Here is an 18084-nt window from a genome sequence, read left to right as displayed (position 1 = left end):
GCCATTTAAACGCCACGTCTGATTTGCTTTAAGTGCAGTGCTGCTTTTTTACTCCATCGTCACAGCTCGCTCTTTGATCTCATCTGAGTTTCAAAAGACAGTCAACAGTGCAGCTGACAGCCCTATCTCGACCCGCCTACGTCCTTCAAATGCCGTCATCGCCTCTCGAAGATACAGAGATTTGTTGCCATTTAGAGGCAGGATAGTGTCCGCCCATGCTATAAAACCCGCGAGATTGAGTCGCCCAAAATGTCTGACACAACAATGCGACAGCGTTTGAGTGATCCGCAAAACAGCCACACAAAACGCCTCAAACGAAGCACGCGCGCCGACTAACCAAACAATAATAAAAAATAATTTACCACCCAGTTTGGCATTTAATGCAACAAAATCGAAATGTTGCACTTGACCAGATATACACTTTTCGACTTTTTTAGCGATCAAAATATTTAGAACGCTGTTTATTTTTATTGTACATTTACCATGCGTGTGGTACAAGAAATACACGTATACATCAGATGCAAAACCGCAGCGAGGAAAGCTGACGGAAACCTCGACCAGATACCGACTTAAAAAGTACGTAAAACCGACAACATGGCGTTTTTTGAATCAAAACAGAACGCTTTAACAAAATTTAGCAAAACAGCATCGGGAATTTTGGAAACGAAATCAGTTATGGAAAGGGGGATTTATCGAAGAGTAGGAACAACAGGGGCGGGACGCCGCCGCGCAACGCATCTTACCCTAGAAAGGAGTGACAACCATGGCAGAAAGACAGTACGACTGGAAAGCAATTGCAAAGAATCCTAAATTCGTGGAACTGCATCACAAGAAGACGGCCTTCCTTTTCGGATGGTGGATTTTCTCCTGCGTGTACTATTTCCTGCTCCCCATCGGGGCGGCGTACACACCGGGACTCTTCAAGGTCAAGATCATCGGCGTAGTAAACTTCGGGTACATTTTCGCGCTTTCCCAGTTCTTCGTCTCCTGGGGGATTGCACTCTACTACTCGCATGTCGCCAACAAGGACTTTGACCGGTTGACCAGGGAACTGATCGACGAATTACATCTCTAGGAAAGGAGGACAGGACATGACCATCAAGAAGATATTCATAGCAGCCAGCTTGGCCCTCTCGGTAGCCGCAGCCGCCTACGCTGAAGAGCAGAAGGCACCGGCAGCCGGCGCAGCCCCGGCGATGAGCGCACCCGCAGCCCAGGGAGCACCCGCCGCGACGGCAGCAGCACCCGCGCCCAACGCAGCCGCTTCAGTGGCCACACCTGCCCCCGCCACACCGGCACCGGCAAAGAAAGAACTTAAAACGAACAGGACCATCACCATCGGGATGTTCCTCGTGATCATCGCCATCACCATGGGTGTCGTCGTCTGGGCGGCCAAGCAGACCAAGACCGCATCAGACTTCTACGCAGCAGGGGGCGGCATCACGGGAACCCAGAACGGCTGGGCCATCGCCGGCGACTACATGTCGGCAGCCTCCTTCCTCGGTATTTCCGGCCTCATCTCGCTGTACGGCTATGACGGCTTCATGTACTCGGTCGGCTGGCTGGTAGCCTATATCACCGTGCTCCTGATCGTCGCGGAGCCCTGCCGCAACGCGGGCAAGTACACCCTTGGCGACATCCTCTCCTTCAGGACCTCGCCCAAGCCGGTGCGCGCCTTCGCTGCCATCTCCACCGTCGCCGTCTCCACCTTCTACCTCACCGCCCAGATGGTCGGTGCAGGGAAACTGATGGCCCTCCTGATCGGGATCCCGTACAAGCTGTCCATCATCGGCGTGGGCGTACTCATGGTAGGTTACGTAGTCTTCGGCGGCATGGTCGCCACCACCTGGGTACAGATCATCAAGGCGGGCCTCCTCATGGCCGGCGCCTTCCTGCTCTCCTTCCTGGTCATGATCAAGGCAGGCTTCAACCCGATCGGCTTCTTCTCCACCATCGTCGGCAGCCCTGAGATCCAGGACCACGTATCCAAGCTGGTGCTCAAAGACGGCGTCATCCTCTCCGGCATGGACGCAGGCCAGCGCTTCCTCGAGCCCGGCCTTTACCTGAAGAACCCGCTTGACCAGATCTCTCTCGGTATGGCACTCGTGCTCGGCACCGCCGGCATGCCGCACATCCTCATGCGCTTCTTCACCGTGCCGACCGCACAGGCCGCACGTAAATCCGTCATCATCGCGATGTTCATCATCGGCGGCTTCTACATCCTGACCACGCTCCTCGGCTTTGGTGCAGCTATCCACCTGACCCCGCAGGGGATCACCTCGGTTGACCCGGGCGGCAACATGGCAACCCTGATGCTGGCCCAGCAGATGGGTGCAGACATCGCGCCGATAGTCGGCGACCTGTTCCTCGCCTTCCTGTGCGCCGTCGCCTTCGCCACCATCCTCGCCGTGGTCTCCGGCCTGGTGCTTGCAGCCTCCGCGGCCATCGCCCACGACATCTACGTGAACGTGATCAAGGACGGCCACGCCGACCAGCACGAGCAGGTCTTCGCGGCACGCATCACCTCCTTCGTGGTAGGCGCCTGCGGCATCATGATCGGCCTCGCCGCCGAGAAGCAGAACGTCGCCCACCTGGTGGCACTTGCCTTCGCGGTCGCCGCCTCCGGCAACCTGCCGGTCGTCATTCTCTCGCTGTTCTGGAGGAAGTTCAACACCGCAGGCGTCATCTCCGGCCTCCTGGTCGGCACCATCGCCTCCATCTCCCTGGTGATGGTATCCCCCAACATGACCTACCCGAAAGTGGTCGCCGAAGGCGCCAAGAAGGTGATCGTGGCCATGGAGAAGAAACAGGCGGCACTTCCGGCAGGCCAGAGCCTGTCCGAGAAGGACGCGAAGGCGCTTGCCAAGGCTAAGGTGGACGCACAGCAGACCGGCACCTCGATGGTTGGCCTCGAGAAACCGCTCTTCACCCTGAAGAACCCGGGTCTCATCTCCATCCCGCTGGGCTTCATGGCCGCCATCCTGGGCGCCCTCGCCTTCCCGAGCAGGCGCTCCGAAGACATGTTCGACGAGGTTTATGTCCGCCAGAACACCGGTTTGGGTATGGCCAAGGCAGTCGAGCACTAGCAAGCAGCAGCAGCAACACAGCAAGGAATTGGGGAAGGGAAACCTTCCCCAATTTTTTTTACCCGCACTCCAATCCTTCCGTGCTCTTTGCCGAAGAAGAAAACCATGGAAGCACTCGAAAGTGACCGCGATTTAAGCAAAACAGTTTTACATCCCCATTTTTTTCTGTAGAATCGCCACAGAACACATTAAAGAGGTGGCCGCACATGCCGCATCAGACCTACCCACCGGAGCCAGGCGAGGAGGCACTCCTCGAGGAGTTGCTGGGGGAGGTGCGCGCCTACCTGCCGCTTCTGGACCGAGAGGAGATGAAACTGCTCCTCTCCGGGCTGGTGCAGCGGACCTCCGATGAGCTCGGCAGATTCAGGATCTGCTCCGGACGAGAAGAGACCCTGGTCGAGCGGGTAAAAACCGAGACCGATTACACCGCACTCCTGAGCCTCCATGAGGAGCTGAACGCCCTCGAGATGGAGCGCTTCCTAAGCTTCTACTCCGTCCCCTCGCTGCACGAAAACTGCACCTGGTACCGCGACGCCCTTGCCCGGCGGGCCCTCGAGCTCGTTGCGGCCGAGCTCCCTTCCCCGCCGCCCGTCCCCTTCGCCCTGATCAGCATGGGAAGCGACGGTCGTGAGGAGCAGACCCTCATCACCGACCAGGATTACCTCATCGTCTACGCCGACGAAGGGGGCGAGGAGGCGGACCGCTACTTCGCCGAGTACAGCCGGGTCCTCGTCGAGAGGCTGGCCGAGATCGGCTTCAAGAAGTGCACCGGCGGGATCATGCCCTCCAACGACAACTGGCGCGGCTCCATCTCGCAGTGGCAGCGACGCCTGCACGCCATCGTGCGCTACGAGGCCGAGGACTACGGAAAGAACCTCATGGACCTGATCGTCCTCTCCGACGCCCGGTTCGTTGCGGGTGACGAGGAACTTGCCGGCCGGCTGGTTTCCCTGATCCGCGCCCTCTTGCAGGACTACTTCATGGCGCTTTGGGGGATGGCCAAGGCGGCCACCGAGATGAAGCTCGCGCTCGGCTTTTTAAAGCGTTTCTGGACCGAGGGAAGCGGCGAGCACAAGGGGGCCTTCAACCTGAAGCTCCTCGCTTGGGCGCCGCTCGTGATGAACGTGCGCATCCTGGCGATCAACCAGGCGATACCCGCCACCTCGACGGTGAGAAGGATCGAGCTCCTGGAGCAGGAGCACAGCTTCTCGGCCAACATGGCGCGCGGGCTCGTCGCGGCCTACCGCATCCTCACCAAGCACCGCATCCTGCTCCAGATAAAGGTCATCAAGGGAATCCAGAAGGACGCCTACTACCTGAACCCGTACTCGCTCCCCTCAGACGAGCGGGAGCGGATGCGGCAGGCGCTCCTTCTGATCGAGGACCTGCAAAAGACGATACACACGAACTTCTCCATACTCTAGAGCCGCCGTGCCGACGCCCTTTCGGCGTCAACCGCGGCGGTCGCCCATCCGTCAAGGGAGGAGACATGAGCCGTCCCGAAAAGCGCTCCAAGGTAAACCTGTTCCGCCCCAAGAAGGGGCATATGCGGGACGAGGTGCTGATCATCCTCGCCATCCTCTTCGGCTGGGTCGTCTGCACTTTCGGCTTCCAGTTACTGGTTTACGCCTGCCGCGGGACCGGGGCGGGGAGCCTCCTCACCCGCCTCACCTTGTTCAACCTCCCGCTGCACTTCTGGTTCACCGGGCAGTTCCTGCCGCTTTGGTTCATCTTCTTGTGCATCATCTTCAACGTCTACGTGGACCGGATCACCGAGTACCACAGCCGCAAGCGAGACAGAAGCTATGAATGACTCGTCCTGGTCCATCTTCGTCGTCCTCCTGGTGCTCCTCTCCTTCATCCTCGTGGGACTGAGGCAGAAAGCGCGCGAGAGCCAGGAATACGGCTTCGGCGGGCGCTTCACCGGCCGCATCGGCGGCGGCGCCGCCATCGCCAGCAACTGGATGAGTGCGGCGAGTCTCATGGGGCTTGCCGGGATCATCTACCTGCACGGCTATCAGGGGCTCGCCTACGTCATCGGCTGGACCGGCGGCTACGTGCTGCTCCTCGTGCTGTTGGCGAGCCAGATAAGACGCTTCGGCAAGTTCACCACCCCCGAGTTCGTGGGCGAGCGCTACGGTTCCAGGCCCGCGCGTCTCATCGCCGCCGTGATCTCCATCGCCATCTCGGTCATCTACTGCGTCGCACAGTTCAAGGGGATCGGCCTCATCTTCTCCTTCATGTTCGGCTTGGGGTACGAGCAGGGGGTCACCTACGGGGCCCTTGCCGTGGTCTCTTACCTGGTCATCTCCGGGGCGCTCGGTGTGCCGCGCAACCAGCAGCTGCAGTACCTGGTGATCTGCGTCGCCTTCATCGTCCCGCTCATGTGGCTCGCCCGCCGTCTAGGCTACTTCTGGGTGCTGCCGCAGTTCGGCTACGGACGCGCCTTGACCGACCTCTGGCGCGAGTTCCGCATCGACTTCACCCTCCCCTTCGCCGACGACTCTCTCTTTCAGTGGTGTGCGCTCTGCTTCACCCTCATGGTCGGCACGGGAGGGCTGCCCCACGTCCTCTCCCGTTTCTACACCGTCCCCAACGTGCGTGACGCACGCTGGAGCGTGGTCTGGGGGCTCTTCTTCATCGCCCTCGTCTACTGGTCCGCCCCCGCCTTCGCCGTCTTCGGCAGGCTCATCGAGGCGCGCCGCGGCATGATTCCCTCCCCTGAGGCGGCACGTGCCGCGGCCGATGTCGTGACGCTCAACACCGCAGTCGCCGCGGGACTTCCGGGATGGCTCGTCGGCGTCCTTGCCGCCGGGGCCCTATCCGCCGCCTTCTTCACCGTCGCGGGGCTTCTCATGACCGGGGCGGCGTCGATCTCGCACGACATCTATTACAGTTTCCTGAACCCGCGCGCGAGCGAGCGGGCGCGCATGCAGGTGGCCAAGGGGGGGACTCTGGTGCTTGCGGCGCTGGTCCTCATCATAGCGCTCGACCCACCCGGGCTCATCGCCGAGATCACCGCAGTCGCCTTCGCCCTGGCCGGGAATACCATTTTCCCGCTCTTTCTTCTCGGGATCTGGTGGGACCGCGCCAACCGCTACGGCGCCATCGCCGGTATGCTGACCGGCGTGCTCTGCACCGTGGCGCAGCCCGTTTTCGGCGGAACTTTCCCCGCCGTCGCCGCCTTGTTCCCAGTGACCTCGTCCGCCCTTTGCGGGACGCCCCTGGTGATCCTGGTGATGATCGCCGTTTCGCTCGCCACCCCTCCCCCGCCCGAGGAGATGAGAAGCTTCCTCGAGCAGGAGGTGCACGGGCATATGGACTGAAAACCGAACGGACGTTCCGCGTTCAGCGTTCAACGTTCCCGCGCGGCATCCATGAGGTCCAAGAGCAACTTGGAATGCAGAGGTTTTCCTGGTGTGAAGCAGTTAGAGGTTCAAAACGTTGAACGCTGAACGTTGAACGGTCTTTCGGGGGGTACTCATGCCCATGCTGTTGGGATCCAAAGGGGAGGACATCCTCACCTGGCGGGCCAGCACGGTGCTGCTGGAAAATCTGAAAACGCGCCTGGAGCGCAAGTGGGAGAGCAGCTCATCCCGCGCCGCCGAGAGCTTTCTTACGACGCTCATGGACACGCTGCGCGCGGAGCTCGACTACGAGGGGCAACTAGACCAGGAACTTGCCGTCGTCGAGGAGGAGATCGCCCGCGCGGAAACGGCCTCGGCACTCGTGGCGCCTCAACAGCGCTACCGCGAGCTCGCGGCGGCCCACTTCCGACGCCGCGGCTCTCCCCTCGCCCTTTGCGGCGCCTGCAGCCGCCTGCACGACCTCGTGCTGAAAAAGGCGGCTGAGCTCGCCGAAGAGCGCATGCGCGAGCTGGGACAGGGAACGGCGCCGGTCTACGCCCTCCTCGTTTCCGGCGACAGGGCACGCGGCGAACAGACCCTCTACAGCAGGAACCGCTACCTCTTGCTGCACCAGCTCGACTCCGAGCGATTCTACCTGTTCAGCCGGCAGTTCACCCTGGCGCTACAGCAATCGGGGCTTCTGGGCGAGCAGGAGACCCCGTGGCACGGCTCCCTCTCCGAATGGCGGTCGCTTCTGAAAAACGGCAACGACAAAGGTGAAACGCCCCCCGTCTCCCCGGCCCCACTTCCCCCCTTCGCCGCGGCAGAGCGCCAGCGCGCAACCCCGCTACCCGAGTGGCGCTGGCGCCTTGAATCCATGGCCGACCTCGCCTACGTCACCGGGTTCGAGCCGCTCGCGGACCAGGCGGTCGGCGCGGCGACCCTCGCGCTAAGAGAAGAACTCGGGCGCGATCCCTTCTTCCAGCTCGCGCGGCGCGTGATCAGCCTGCCGCTTGCTCTCGGCCGTTTCGGGCGCTGGCGCCTCGAGCGAGGCGAGCACCAGGGTGAGATCGACATCGAAAGGCTCGCCCTGTCGCCCTTGGTGCAGCTCGTGCGCATCCTGTCGCTGAAGGCCCAAGTGCATGAGGGGGGAACGTTGCAGCGTATCCGTGCGCTCTTGTACCGGGGCGCCATGGACGTAGACCTCGCCGAGAGGCTCTTGAAGGCGCTGCAGTGCCTGCTCGCGCTGCGTATCGAAAGCGAGATCCGCAGCGAGGGGCCCGGCGGATATGCGAACCCCGAGGTTTTCGACCTCGAACAGGACGCACGGCTCAGGGAAGCGCTGGAGGCAGTGCTCAACCTACAGAAGATCGCCTACCAGAACATGGTGGGACAGGTATAGGACCAGGCATGAGGATTTCCATCTCCGCAGGAACGCTCTTCATCTTCCCGCTTCCCAAGGCGTTCGCCATGGCGAGGGAGGCCGGGTTCGACGGCGTGGAACTGGTGATCAACCAGGAGTTCCAGAAGGTGAACTCGCGCCGCCTGGTGAAGGAACTCGCGGAGATCATGCCGATCTTCTCCATCCATGCCCCTTTCCTGCAGCTGGATGGCTGGGGAAGTCCGGTCGACTCATTGAAACGTTGCGTGGAGATCGCCGCGGAATGCGGCATAGGGCTGGTGAATTTCCACCCGCCGTCATGGATGGGGTGCGAGTTCGCCTACTGGCGCTGGCTTTACCGCATGCAGGACTTTCAGCAGGAGGTGGGGGGGGACCAGGTGACGCTCACCCTGGAGAACATGCCGTGGACCGGAAAGTACCGGATCAACGGTTACATCCTTTCGGAGACCCAGAAGCTGATCGAGTTCCTGCACGAGAGGAACCTCTTTCTCACCTTCGACTGCACCCACATGGGGAGCGGGCGGGCCAACTTCATCAACGACTTCTACCTCTGCTACAACAGCGGACGGATCCGCAACATCCACTTCTCGGACTACGGCCACGGCAGGCAGCACCTGTTGCCGGGACACGGCATCCTGCCGCTCACCCGCTTTTTGAACCACCTGCGCAACACCGAGTACAACGACATCCTGACCCTGGAGCTCTCACCCCACGAGTTTCCCAAGGGGGAGCAGATCATCATCCAAAGCCTGCAGGAGATCCTCGCCTATCTAAGGCAGGAGACCGACAAGGCTACCCTCTGACCACGTAGACCGAGCATTTCGCGTCCCGCACCACCTTGTGGGAGACGCTCCCCAGCAGCTTTCGCTTCAAAAACCCCTTGCCGGTACTCCCGATCACGATCACATCGATCTCCTCCTTCTGCGCGAAGCGGATCAGCTCCTCGGCCGGGTCTCCGTAGACGACGGCCGTCTCGAGCGGCACGTCGAGTTCCGCCGCGATCTTCTCCACGACGTAGAAGATGCGCTCCTTCAACTCGCCCCACTTCTCCTGCTCCGTTATGGGGCGGGCCGGGACGAAGTCGGTGAAGGTGTTGCGCGGCGCGTTGGGGAGCACCAGGAGCCCGTACACCTTGCTCTTGAACTGGCTAGGGATCCCCGATGCGAAACGCACCGCCTCCTCGGCGGCCTTGTCCGAGAGCGGCGAACCGTCTATGGCCACCAGGATTTTCTTGCGCAGGTTAAGCATCAGGATCCTCCGGCTGTCAGGGTGGGCGAAAAGCTGCACAACTATATAACATCGCCACGTTTTTTCCTACAGGATTTTAAGAAGCGACCGGCGCCGACACTCCTTTGCGTTAAAGCAAAAAAAAGGCGCTCCTAAGAGCGCCCTTTCCCAAATCCAACTGCCGCTCAAAGAAGCGGCGCCGACTTTTCGGCCCGCTCCAGGAGCGCTTCGATCTCCTCGTGGATGAGCCCGTTGCTGGCGAGGATGCGGTGGTCGCCGATCCGGTGCGGCTCCCCTTTGTGGTTCGTTACCATCCCCCCCGCCTCCCTGACCAAAAGCGACCCCGCCGCCACGTCCCACGGCTTTAGCTTGCACTCCCAGTAACCTTCGAGCCTCCCGGCGGCCACGTAGGCGAGATCGAGGGCGGCGGCCCCGGCGCGGCGCACACCGCGCGCGGCCAGTTGCAGCTCGAAGAAGTTTCTGAAGTTGTTCTCGTTGCCTCGCGCTACGTCATAGGGAAAGCCGGTCGCGATCAGGGAGTGGCGCAGGGGTTTGCGCGAAGAGACGCGGATCGGCCTGCCGTTTAGGAAGGCGCCGCCGCCGCGTACCGCGGTGAAGAGCTCGTCCATCATGCAGTGGTAGATGACCCCAAGCGTCAGCTCTCCTTCGTGCTCGAGGGCGATGGAGACGCAGAACCAGGGGAAGCCGTGCGCGTAGTTGGTGGTGCCGTCCAGGGGGTCGATGACCCAGCGCCAGGCGGGGTCGCCGTCGGCGTAGAGGTTCTCCTCGGCGAGGAAGCTGTGACCGGGGAAGGCGGCAGCGATCCGGCTCACGATAAGTTCCTCGCAGGCGCGGTCCACCTCGGTCACGATGTCCACCTCACCCTTGAAGTCGAAGGTGAACTCGCCCCAAAGCCGTTCCTTCTGCAGCCTGCCGGCCTGGCGCGCCGCGGTGACCGCGGTGTCTAGCATCGCTTGCAGCCCCTCAGTAGACATCATCCCTCCCGTCCTTCAAAAGTTCGCGCATCTCCTCGAGAAGGGTGAAGTGCATCTCGTCCTCCTCGGCCATGGTCTGGAACAGCTCGCGCTCCCAGGGGTGCAGCGCCTCACGCGCGAGATCGGCGCAGGCGCGGGCGGAAACGGCCTCGAACTGCATGGCGTTCAGGTAAAGCCCGAGGTCGCCACGGTAGCGCCCGAGCTCCTCCGCCGACAGGCGGCGCAGGATGCTTCTCGCCCCCTCAAGCGTCGCCGATTGGCGCAGATCGACCCGGCCGCCGTCTCTCAGGGCGCGCAGGGCTCCCGCATGACGCAGTTCGTCCTCGCTGAACATCCTGAAGATGGAGGAAAGCCCAGCGATCCCCGCCTCGGCGCTGCAGCGCTCGTAGTACCCACTGCCGTCTCCTTCCTTGCGGAGCACCATGTCCCTCGAATCCATAATCGTCCTCCCGAGATCGTTCTGTTACGGCTGGAAAACAGTAACAGGAAATCTCGGTATTTCAAAACGCTAGATCATTTTTTTGGCGGTGCGACGCTGCCAAAGAGCTGCAGAGTTTCATGCCCATCCCGCCGCGAGTCCCCCTCCCCATCTCTCCCCCTGCGGCGTCGGGAACGGCGTTTAAACTCTGTGGGACGCCCCCCGAGGAGTACCCAACGAAGCGTCGCATGAGCCCGGGCGCTCCCCCCTTTGCGAAGGGGGGACGGGGGGGATTTGCTTTTTGCTCCTTGGTTTCCGCCAGTCGAACTTGATCGAGGATTACTTTCCGCCTAGACAAAACAGCTACAGTTGCTCGGTATCTCACACCATCTTCTGCAGCGCGCGCGGTCGAAGTGTCAGGAGGAGCTTGTATGGTCCGACCAAGGCAAATCCCCCCTGCCCCCCCTTCGCAAAGGGGGGACCCCATGGCCAGCTCACAGCTTCGTGCGGCGCGAGTCGTCATGGATCGACTCATTCTCAAGAATCCTTCTTGGAACGAAAAAAGGGGGGCTTGCGCCCCCCCTCCATCTTTGCTGCTGAAAATACGTCTTGCTGCGAGAACTAGTTGTAAGCGGTCTCGGAGTGCTGGGTCTGGTCGAGGCCCATGATCTCGTCTTCCTTCTCGACGCGCAGGCCGATGGTCTTATCAAGGATGAGGGCGATCACGAAGGTCACCACCACCGCGTATGCTGCAGCCGCACCGACCGCAATCAGCTGGGTGACGAACTGCTTCATGTTTCCGGAGGTGAGGCCGGTTGCGCCTACCGTAGCGAAGACGCCGGTCAGGATGGCGCCGGTGGTGCCGCCCACGCCGTGTACGCCGAAGGCGTCCAGGGAGTCGTCGTACTTCAGTTTCGCCTTCAGCATCACGCCGCCGTAGCAGACCAGGCCGCCTGCGATGCCCATGAGAATGGCGGCACCCGGCTGAACGAAACCGGCTGCGGGGGTGATCACGACCAGGCCCGCTACGACGCCAGAGCCAAAGCCCAGTGCCGACGGCCTGCCGGCGTGAATCCACTCGGCGATCATCCAGGTGAGGCCTGCGGCGGCCGGGGCGATGGTGGTGGTCATGAAGGCGAGGCCAGCGAGACCGCCCGCCGCGTCGGAGCAGCCGGCGCCGACGATGGCGGAACCCGCGTTGAAGCCGAACCAGCCGAACCAGAGGATGCCTACGCCCAGCAGGGTAAGCGGCAGGCTGTGCGGAGCCATGCGCTCGGTCGGGAAGCCGTGGCGTTTGCCGAGGAAGGCGAGTACCACCAGGGCGGAGATACCGGAGGAGAGGTGAACGACGGTACCGCCGGCGAAGTCGAGAGCGCCCATCTTGAAGAGCCAGCCGTCAGACATCCAGACCCAGTGCGCCAGCGGATCGTAGACCAGGGTGGTCCAGAGGAGGACGAAGAGGCAGTAGGCGGAGAACTTGATCCTTTCTGCGAGGGCGCCGGAGATGAGGGCCACGGTGATGATGGCGAACATCGCTTGGTACATGGCGAAGACGTATTCGGGAATCGCGCCCGGCTCGGTCGGGACGTTCTGGAACAGCGTGTAAACCGCGTTGCCGTCCTTGAAGGTGATCAGACCGTCAAGCAGCGCCTTGCTGAAGTTACCGACAAGGCCGTGCCCCATGTCCGGTCCGAAGGCGAGCGAGTAACCTATGATGGCCCACTGCACCCCCACGATCCCCATGGCCACCAGCGAGTGCATCATGGTGGAGAGGACGTTTTTCTGGCGCACCATGCCGCCGTAGAAAAGCGCGAGGCCAGGGGTCATGAAGAGGACCATGGCGGCGGAGACCAGCATCCAGGCGGTGTCGCCGGTATTGAGGACCGGGTCGACGTTTTTCGGTGCGGCAGCGGCTGCGGGGGCTGCGGCAGCGGGAGCGGCCGGTGTTGCGGCGGGTGCTGCGGGTGCCGTGGCCGGGGCGGCAACGGCGCTTGCCGCGGCCGGGGCCGAGGCGGAATCGGCAGCCTTCTCCTCGGCGATCGCGAGGACCGGCACAAGCATGAGGCTGCCCAGAAGGGCCAGTTTGCCGAGTTTCATGGCGAGGCAGTTGGAAGCGGGGGTAGCTGCGTCCTTAACCTTTTTAATGTCACGTATCATAACACTCTCCATTGATCGTTTTGTTATGGATTGGTCTTGTCAGCTAGGGCCTAGACGGCCTCGTCGCCCTTCTCTCCGGTCCTGATGCGGACCGCGTCTTCCAGCGGGAGTATGAAGATCTTGCCGTCCCCGATCCTGCCGGTCTTGGCGGTTTCCTCGATGGTGGCAACGGCCTTGGCCACGAGCTCGTCGGCCACGGCGATCTCGATCTTCACCTTGGGGATGAAGTCCACGACGTACTCGGCGCCGCGGTACAGTTCGGTATGCCCCTTCTGGCGGCCGTACCCTTTTACCTCGCTCACGGTGATCCCCTCGATCCCGATCTCGTTGAGGGCGTCCTTCACCTCGTCCAGCTTGAACGGCTTGATGATTGCTTCGATCAGCTTCATCGCGTGCCTCCTCTTCTTTGTGATGGCGGTGGATTTCGTCGTCAGTACACAGCGTGTACTCATGCTTGCAGAACATTCGGCAGGCCGGCTCGCCGGCTTGCAGACATAGCATCAATCGGGTTAAACGGGTTTCACCCTCTTTTCAGGCCCGTGAAGGCTTCGATGCCCTTGCCTTTGTTCAACGTCGAATAAACAGCTTCTGGTCCAGCCTTGAAAACAGTCCCCCTTTCCCAATAATGATGCCCTCCACCACGACCTGCACCATTGCCTAAACGGGCGGGAAAGCCTTGTCCAGCACGCCATCGTGCCGTGTCTGATCACGGTTTAGCACAGGCCATGCCATCACGAAGCGACATCTATAAACAGTGGATACTACGAGGTTTTCCGACACGCACTCGTATACGTGGCGGCGAAGCGGGTGACTATTGCGGCAGCGATGACCTTTTTTTAGGCAGGGTCGGAGGAGGGAGGGAGGAGAAACATGCGCGCGATCTCCTCGGGGGGGACCGGCTTGCAGAACAGGTACCCCTGGTACATGTCGCAGCCATGGTCGGTCAGGAACTCGAGCTGCGCCCGAGTCTCCACCCCTTCTGCGATAACGAGGAGTTTCAAGGTGTGAGCCATCTCGATGGTGGCAAGGGTTATGGCGGCATCGTCCACCTCGGTGGTGATGTCCTTGATGAAGGCGCGGTCGATCTTGAGGACATCGAGGGGAAAGCGCTTCAGGTACGAAAGCGATGAAAACCCGGTGCCGAAGTCGTCGATGGCAAGGCGCACCCCCATCCCTTTCAGCGCCTGCAGCGTTTTCACGGTCCGCTCGGTATGGGCCATGAGCACCCCTTCGGTGAGTTCCAGCTCCAGGAGCTCGGGGGGGAGGCCGGTCTCCCTGAGGACCGCGGTCACCGCGTCCAGGAGTTCGTTCTTCATGAACTGCTGCCCGGAGATGTTCACGGCCATGACCACCGGTTTCATCCCCGCGTCCATCCAGAGCTTGTGCTGGCGGCACGCCTGCGCGATGACGATCTGGTCGATCTGGATGATCAGTCCGATCTCCTCGGCGAGGGGGAGAAAGCGCGACGGCTCGACCATACCGAGCTCCCTGCTGTTCCAGCGCACCAGCGCCTCAAGCCCCACCACCTCCCCGGTGACGTTGGAGACCTGGGGCTGATAGTGGAGGACGAATTCCCCCTCCTTGATCGCCTTGTGCAGCTGGCTTTCCAGGATGATCCGCTCCAGCGCCTTTGCGCTCATCGACTCGTCGTAGATCTGGTAGCCGTTTCTCCCCTGCTCCTTCGCCTGGTACATGGCGCCGTCCGCGTTCCTGATCAGGTCGCTCGCCGTGGTGGCATCGAAGGGGTAGAGGCTGATGCCGATGCTCGTGGAGACGAAGACCTCCTGCCCCTCGAGCGAGTAGGGGACCGAGACCGCCTCGAGGATGCGCCGGGCGACCTTCGCCACGTCCTGGAAGTGCTCGATATCCGAGAGCATGATGGTAAACTCGTCACCCCCGAGGCGCGACACGAGCGAGGGGGGACAATCATCCTGCTCGGCCCGGGCGAGGCAGTCGCTTCTGCGCACGCAGCGCAAAAGGCGGTCCGCCACGTCCTGCAGCAGGCGGTCCCCAACCCCGTGCCCCAGGGTGTCGTTCACCAGCTTGAAGCGGTCCAGATCGAGGAAGAGGACGGCAAGCATCCGGTCGTTGCGGTTCGCGTAGATGAGCGCCTGTTCCAGCTGCTGCTGAAAGAAGCGGCGGTTGGGGAGCCCGGTCAGGGCGTCGTAGTAGGCGAGGAGCCGGATCTGTTCCTCGGCCCGCTTCCTCTCGGTGATGTCCTGGATGGTCCCGGTAAGACAGATGGCGTCCCCCGCGTCGTCCAAAACGGTCGCCAGTTCCGCGTGCAGCACCCGCTCTCCCCCTTCGATCAGGATGCGGTAGTCGAAACTGACCGGGGTACGCCTTGATACGGCGTCCTCGAGGGAGCCCTGCACGAAGGCAAGATCCTGGTGGTGTACCAGGTCCAGGATCGGGTTCATCCGGTTTTGTTCCCGGTCGAGGCAGCAGATGCTGTAGACCTCCTCGGAGCAGCGGATCTCGCCGCTGGATAGGTCCCATTCCCAGCTTCCTATGTGCGCTAAGCTTTGGGCGTGGGCAAGTCCCGCCCTACTCTCTCTCAGCTGCTCGAGCGCCGAGCTCGCCCGCAGCATGTAACTCACCCGGTAGCCCAGGATGTGCCAGTTGATCGGTTTGGTGATGAAGTCGGTCGCCCCCGCCTCGTAGGCTGAATCGATGGAGGCGAGATCGTCCAGCCCCGTCATCATGAGCACCGGGGTGTCGCGCCCGGCATCGGTGTTTCTTATCTCGGAGCAGACCGAGAAGCCGTCGATCCCCGGCATCATGACATCCAGGAGCACGATGTCCGGGTCGTGGAGGGCGAAATCTTCCAGCGCCTGCTCGCCGGTTTCCGCGTCGCGCACGACGAACCCGGAGCTCTCCAGGGCCTCCCGGGCCAGCATACGCACCGCCTGGTCGTCGTCCACCACCATGACCAGCGGGGTTGCGCGCTTGCTCTTCCTGGTCAGCATAGCGGTCCTCCCTTGAGCGCGTCGCGTACCAGCCGGTACTCCTCCTCGGCCTCGTGCAAAAGCGGAAGCGCCCCTTCGGTCGAGCCGGCTCGCCCCAATCGCTCCAGTTCCCTGCAGACCCCGGCCAGGCGCAAGGCGCCCAGGTTGGCGCTCGATGACTTGAAGCTGTGCGCCGCCGCCTTCAGTTTCTCCGCATCCCCCCCTGACTCCGCCTCGCGCATGGTCTTTAATAGCGCCGGCGTGCTTGCAAGGTAGAGGTCCACGACCTTGCGCAGCACCTCCTTGCCGCGATTGCCGGGCAGGGTCCTGATCATGGCGAGGGCACCACTCATCCTGTCGCGGGAGATCACCTCGGCCTCCTGCGTTTCCCCATGCTGCGGCGCCGTCCCACGCAAGAGCCGCTCCATCGCCCGGGCAACCTGTTCACGGCTGAACGGCTTGGAGATGTAGTCGTCCGCCCCGGCCTCGAGGCATGCTTCGCGGTCCCCCTTCATGGCATGGGCGGTGAGGGCGACGATCGGGACCCGCCCCTCCGCTGCACCCTCGCGCTCCCTGATGCGCCGGGTCGCCTCCAGCCCGTCCATGATCGGCATCTGGCAGTCCATGAAGACCACGTCGTAGCCGCAGCGCTGCACCTCTTCCACCGCGGCAAGCCCGTCCTCGACCACCTTCACCCGGCACCCGAGGCTCTCGAGCATCCCCTTCCCCACCTCCTGGTTCACCACGTTGTCCTCGACGAGGAGCACCCGGCGCAGGCGCGGCGGGGTCGCCCCGCAGCATCCCGCCTCGAGGCGCTCATTCTCCTCCATCCCGAGCGCCGCCACCACGGCGCCGTATAGCCCTTCCTCGCGCACGCCGCCGCGTGGATAACAGGTCGCCTCCACACCGGTAAGGCGCGGGTCCCCTGCCAGTTCCTCGTTTTCATCGAGAAGAAGAAGGCGCAGGGAACGCCCCTCAGGGAGGGCCCGGATGGCACAGGTGAGTTCCATGGCGCCACTTCCCGCCACCTCCCGATCGATCAGGGCAAGGTCAAAGGGGGCGGCGACCAGGCGGCAGAGCGCCCCAGGCGCGTCCCCCGCGCTCTCCAGCTCCACCCCCCACGAGGCAAGCTGCTCCGCCACCGCTTCGCTTAGCTGCGGCGCATCGCTCACCACGAGCACCCTCTTGCCGCGCAGCGCAGCACAGCAGCGCTCGGCGCGCGAGGACTCCTCGTGGAGCTGCAGGCGGGCCGTGAAGCTGAAACGCGCCCCTTCCCCCGGCGCACTCTCGACCTCGAGCGCCCCCCCCATGAGCTCGGTCAGCTGCCGGGCGATGGCGAGCCCCAAGCCGGTACCGCCGTACTTGCGGGTCATCGACTCGTCCCCCTGGGCGAACTGGCGGAAGATGCGCTCGCGTGCCTCGGTCGGGATGCCTATGCCGGTATCCTCCACACTCACGCGCACTAGCGCCGGTTCCTCGGCGAGGGACAGGGTCAGGCGGACCCACCCCCGCGGGGTGAACTTCACCGCGTTGCCGAGGAGGTTCACCATCACCTGGCGCAGCCTGCCTGGGTCACCGATGAACATCCGGGGGAGCCCCGGCTCCAGCTCCAGTGAGAGCTCGAGGCTTTTCCGCGCCGCATCCTCGGCGAAGATAGCCACCGCGTCGGAGGCCAACTGCGGAAGGTCGAAGGGGATGTTCTCGAGCTCCATGCGCCCCGCCTCGATCTTCGAGAAGTCGAGGATGTTGTTGATGATGCAAAGAAGCGCCTCGCCCGAGCGGCGTACCGTCTCCACGTAGCGCACCTGCTCCTTGGTGAGGCCGGTTCCTAGGAGGAGTTCTGTCATGCCGAGCACCCCGTACATCGGGGTCCTGATCTCGTGGCTCATCTGGGCCAGGAAGTCGGACTTCGCGCGGCTTGCCGACTGGGCCGACTGCATGGCGTGGCGCACGCTTTTGAGGCTCTCCTCGAGCTGCTCGTTCACGCTGCGCAGCTCGCTCGTCCGCTCGGCCACCTCGAGTTTCAGCTCCTCCGAATGCAGCGCGAGCCGCTCGTCGCGCACCGAGATCTCGGCCAGCATGTTGTTGAAGCAGGCGAAAAGAAGGCCGAGCTCGTCCCCCGACGCCACCTCGGGGTCCACGCGCACGCGGTAGTCCTGGCTTGCCGAGACGAGCTCCATCTTCTCGGTGAGCCGGCGGATGGGGTCCGAGATGAGCCGGTCGATGCGCTGGGAGAGGAGACCCAAGAGCGCGGCCAGGCCACAAAACGCGAAGATGAACTGCAGGGAGGCGAAGAGTATGAGCGGCGCATCGGCACCTGGAAGGCGCGGAGAGGCGGGGATCAGGAGGCGGTAGCAGAGACACCCCGCGGCGAGCCCGAGCAGGAGCATCCCGTTGCCGACGAGAAGCAGTGTGATCAGTCTGGACTTAAGGCAGTGTTGACCCGGCCACGGAAGCTTCACGGCACCCCCTCGGTCGCGCTCCGGAGGAAGATCTACAGCCGC

At 62.6% G+C, this 18084-nt stretch carries 15 protein-coding genes; 7 read left to right on the top strand and 8 right to left on the bottom strand.

The window, feature by feature from the left end; all coding sequences use genetic code 11:
- Positions 1–90 precede the first annotated feature (90 nt).
- Positions 91–498: a hypothetical protein gene (locus E8K79_RS07695; RefSeq protein WP_162604623.1), complete on the bottom strand. Its 408-nt coding sequence runs from the start codon at positions 496–498 to the stop codon at positions 91–93.
- A 265-nt stretch (positions 499–763) separates the two neighbouring features.
- Between E8K79_RS07695 and E8K79_RS07690 the strand changes: the two genes are divergently transcribed.
- The 7 genes from E8K79_RS07690 to E8K79_RS07660 all read left to right on the top strand — a co-directional run bounded on the left by E8K79_RS07690 (position 764) and on the right by E8K79_RS07660 (position 8638).
- Positions 764–1075: a DUF485 domain-containing protein gene (locus E8K79_RS07690; RefSeq protein WP_129127677.1), complete on the top strand. Its 312-nt coding sequence runs from the start codon at positions 764–766 to the stop codon at positions 1073–1075.
- A 16-nt stretch (positions 1076–1091) separates the two neighbouring features.
- Positions 1092–3086: a solute symporter family protein gene (locus tag E8K79_RS07685; protein WP_198419794.1), complete on the top strand. Its 1995-nt coding sequence runs from the start codon at positions 1092–1094 to the stop codon at positions 3084–3086.
- A 206-nt stretch (positions 3087–3292) separates the two neighbouring features.
- Positions 3293–4510 carry a DUF294 nucleotidyltransferase-like domain-containing protein gene (locus E8K79_RS07680; protein ID WP_136514231.1) on the top strand — a complete coding sequence of 406 codons (1218 nt, stop codon included), beginning with the start codon at positions 3293–3295 and terminating at the stop codon, positions 4508–4510.
- A gap of 65 nt (positions 4511–4575) precedes the next feature.
- Complete coding sequence (locus tag E8K79_RS07675; RefSeq protein ID WP_136514230.1) at positions 4576–4899, top strand: DUF4212 domain-containing protein; 324 nt, start codon at positions 4576–4578, stop codon at positions 4897–4899.
- The gene (locus E8K79_RS07670; RefSeq protein ID WP_136514229.1) at positions 4892–6412 is read left to right on the top strand and encodes a VC_2705 family sodium/solute symporter; all 1521 of its coding nucleotides are present in this window, start codon (positions 4892–4894) and stop codon (positions 6410–6412) included. The genes E8K79_RS07675 and E8K79_RS07670 overlap by 8 nt, the downstream gene beginning before the upstream one ends.
- 157 nt (positions 6413–6569) lie before the next feature.
- Positions 6570–7835, top strand: a complete 1266-nt coding sequence (locus E8K79_RS07665) for a putative nucleotidyltransferase substrate binding domain-containing protein (protein WP_136514228.1) — start codon at positions 6570–6572, stop codon at positions 7833–7835.
- 8 nt (positions 7836–7843) lie between these two features.
- The gene (locus E8K79_RS07660) at positions 7844–8638 is read left to right on the top strand and encodes a sugar phosphate isomerase/epimerase family protein (protein ID WP_136514227.1); all 795 of its coding nucleotides are present in this window, start codon (positions 7844–7846) and stop codon (positions 8636–8638) included.
- Here E8K79_RS07660 and E8K79_RS07655 read toward each other — a convergent pair.
- The 7 genes from E8K79_RS07655 to E8K79_RS07625 form a co-directional block, all read right to left on the bottom strand.
- Entirely contained in the window at positions 8628–9083 is a 456-nt protein-coding gene (locus E8K79_RS07655) for a universal stress protein (protein WP_135871933.1), read from the bottom strand. The genes E8K79_RS07660 and E8K79_RS07655 overlap by 11 nt on opposite strands.
- Positions 9084–9247: 164 nt before the next feature.
- A complete protein-coding gene (locus E8K79_RS07650; RefSeq protein WP_198419793.1) occupies positions 9248–10057 on the bottom strand; it encodes an inositol monophosphatase family protein in 810 nt (269 codons plus the stop codon).
- The gene (locus E8K79_RS07645; protein ID WP_136514225.1) at positions 10047–10496 is read right to left on the bottom strand and encodes a ferritin family protein; all 450 of its coding nucleotides are present in this window, start codon (positions 10494–10496) and stop codon (positions 10047–10049) included. Before E8K79_RS07645 ends, E8K79_RS07650 begins: the two co-directional genes overlap by 11 nt.
- A gap of 600 nt (positions 10497–11096) precedes the next feature.
- Positions 11097–12632: an ammonium transporter gene (locus E8K79_RS07640; protein WP_136514224.1), complete on the bottom strand. Its 1536-nt coding sequence runs from the start codon at positions 12630–12632 to the stop codon at positions 11097–11099.
- 50 nt (positions 12633–12682) lie between these two features.
- A complete protein-coding gene (locus tag E8K79_RS07635; protein ID WP_129127667.1) occupies positions 12683–13021 on the bottom strand; it encodes a P-II family nitrogen regulator in 339 nt (112 codons plus the stop codon).
- Positions 13022–13468: 447 nt separating this feature from the next.
- Positions 13469–15601 (bottom strand): putative bifunctional diguanylate cyclase/phosphodiesterase, encoded by a 2133-nt coding sequence (locus tag E8K79_RS07630; RefSeq protein WP_136514223.1) that lies wholly within the window; start codon positions 15599–15601, stop codon positions 13469–13471.
- Positions 15595–18042 (bottom strand): response regulator, encoded by a 2448-nt coding sequence (locus E8K79_RS07625; protein WP_136514222.1) that lies wholly within the window; start codon positions 18040–18042, stop codon positions 15595–15597. Before E8K79_RS07625 ends, E8K79_RS07630 begins: the two co-directional genes overlap by 7 nt.
- Positions 18043–18084 lie beyond the last annotated feature (42 nt).

This window comes from Geomonas edaphica, from assembly GCF_004917075.1.
Lineage (GTDB): Bacteria > Desulfobacterota > Desulfuromonadia > Geobacterales > Geobacteraceae > Geomonas > Geomonas edaphica.
This window is presented reverse-complemented; position numbering and strand designations above follow the sequence as displayed.

Coding starts and splice junctions, on each gene's coding strand:
- E8K79_RS07680 (WP_136514231.1), top strand. CDS start 3,293: ATGCCGCATCAGACCTACCCACCGGAGCCAGGCGAGGAGGCACTCCTC.
- E8K79_RS07685 (WP_198419794.1), top strand. CDS start 1,092: ATGACCATCAAGAAGATATTCATAGCAGCCAGCTTGGCCCTCTCGGTA.
- E8K79_RS07650 (WP_198419793.1), bottom strand. CDS start 10,057: ATGTCTACTGAGGGGCTGCAAGCGATGCTAGACACCGCGGTCACCGCG.
- E8K79_RS07675 (WP_136514230.1), top strand. CDS start 4,576: ATGAGCCGTCCCGAAAAGCGCTCCAAGGTAAACCTGTTCCGCCCCAAG.
- E8K79_RS07660 (WP_136514227.1), top strand. CDS start 7,844: ATGAGGATTTCCATCTCCGCAGGAACGCTCTTCATCTTCCCGCTTCCC.
- E8K79_RS07665 (WP_136514228.1), top strand. CDS start 6,570: ATGCCCATGCTGTTGGGATCCAAAGGGGAGGACATCCTCACCTGGCGG.
- E8K79_RS07640 (WP_136514224.1), bottom strand. CDS start 12,632: ATGATACGTGACATTAAAAAGGTTAAGGACGCAGCTACCCCCGCTTCC.
- E8K79_RS07645 (WP_136514225.1), bottom strand. CDS start 10,496: ATGGATTCGAGGGACATGGTGCTCCGCAAGGAAGGAGACGGCAGTGGG.
- E8K79_RS07635 (WP_129127667.1), bottom strand. CDS start 13,021: ATGAAGCTGATCGAAGCAATCATCAAGCCGTTCAAGCTGGACGAGGTG.
- E8K79_RS07670 (WP_136514229.1), top strand. CDS start 4,892: ATGAATGACTCGTCCTGGTCCATCTTCGTCGTCCTCCTGGTGCTCCTC.
- E8K79_RS07690 (WP_129127677.1), top strand. CDS start 764: ATGGCAGAAAGACAGTACGACTGGAAAGCAATTGCAAAGAATCCTAAA.
- E8K79_RS07655 (WP_135871933.1), bottom strand. CDS start 9,083: ATGCTTAACCTGCGCAAGAAAATCCTGGTGGCCATAGACGGTTCGCCG.
- E8K79_RS07630 (WP_136514223.1), bottom strand. CDS start 15,601: ATGCTGACCAGGAAGAGCAAGCGCGCAACCCCGCTGGTCATGGTGGTG.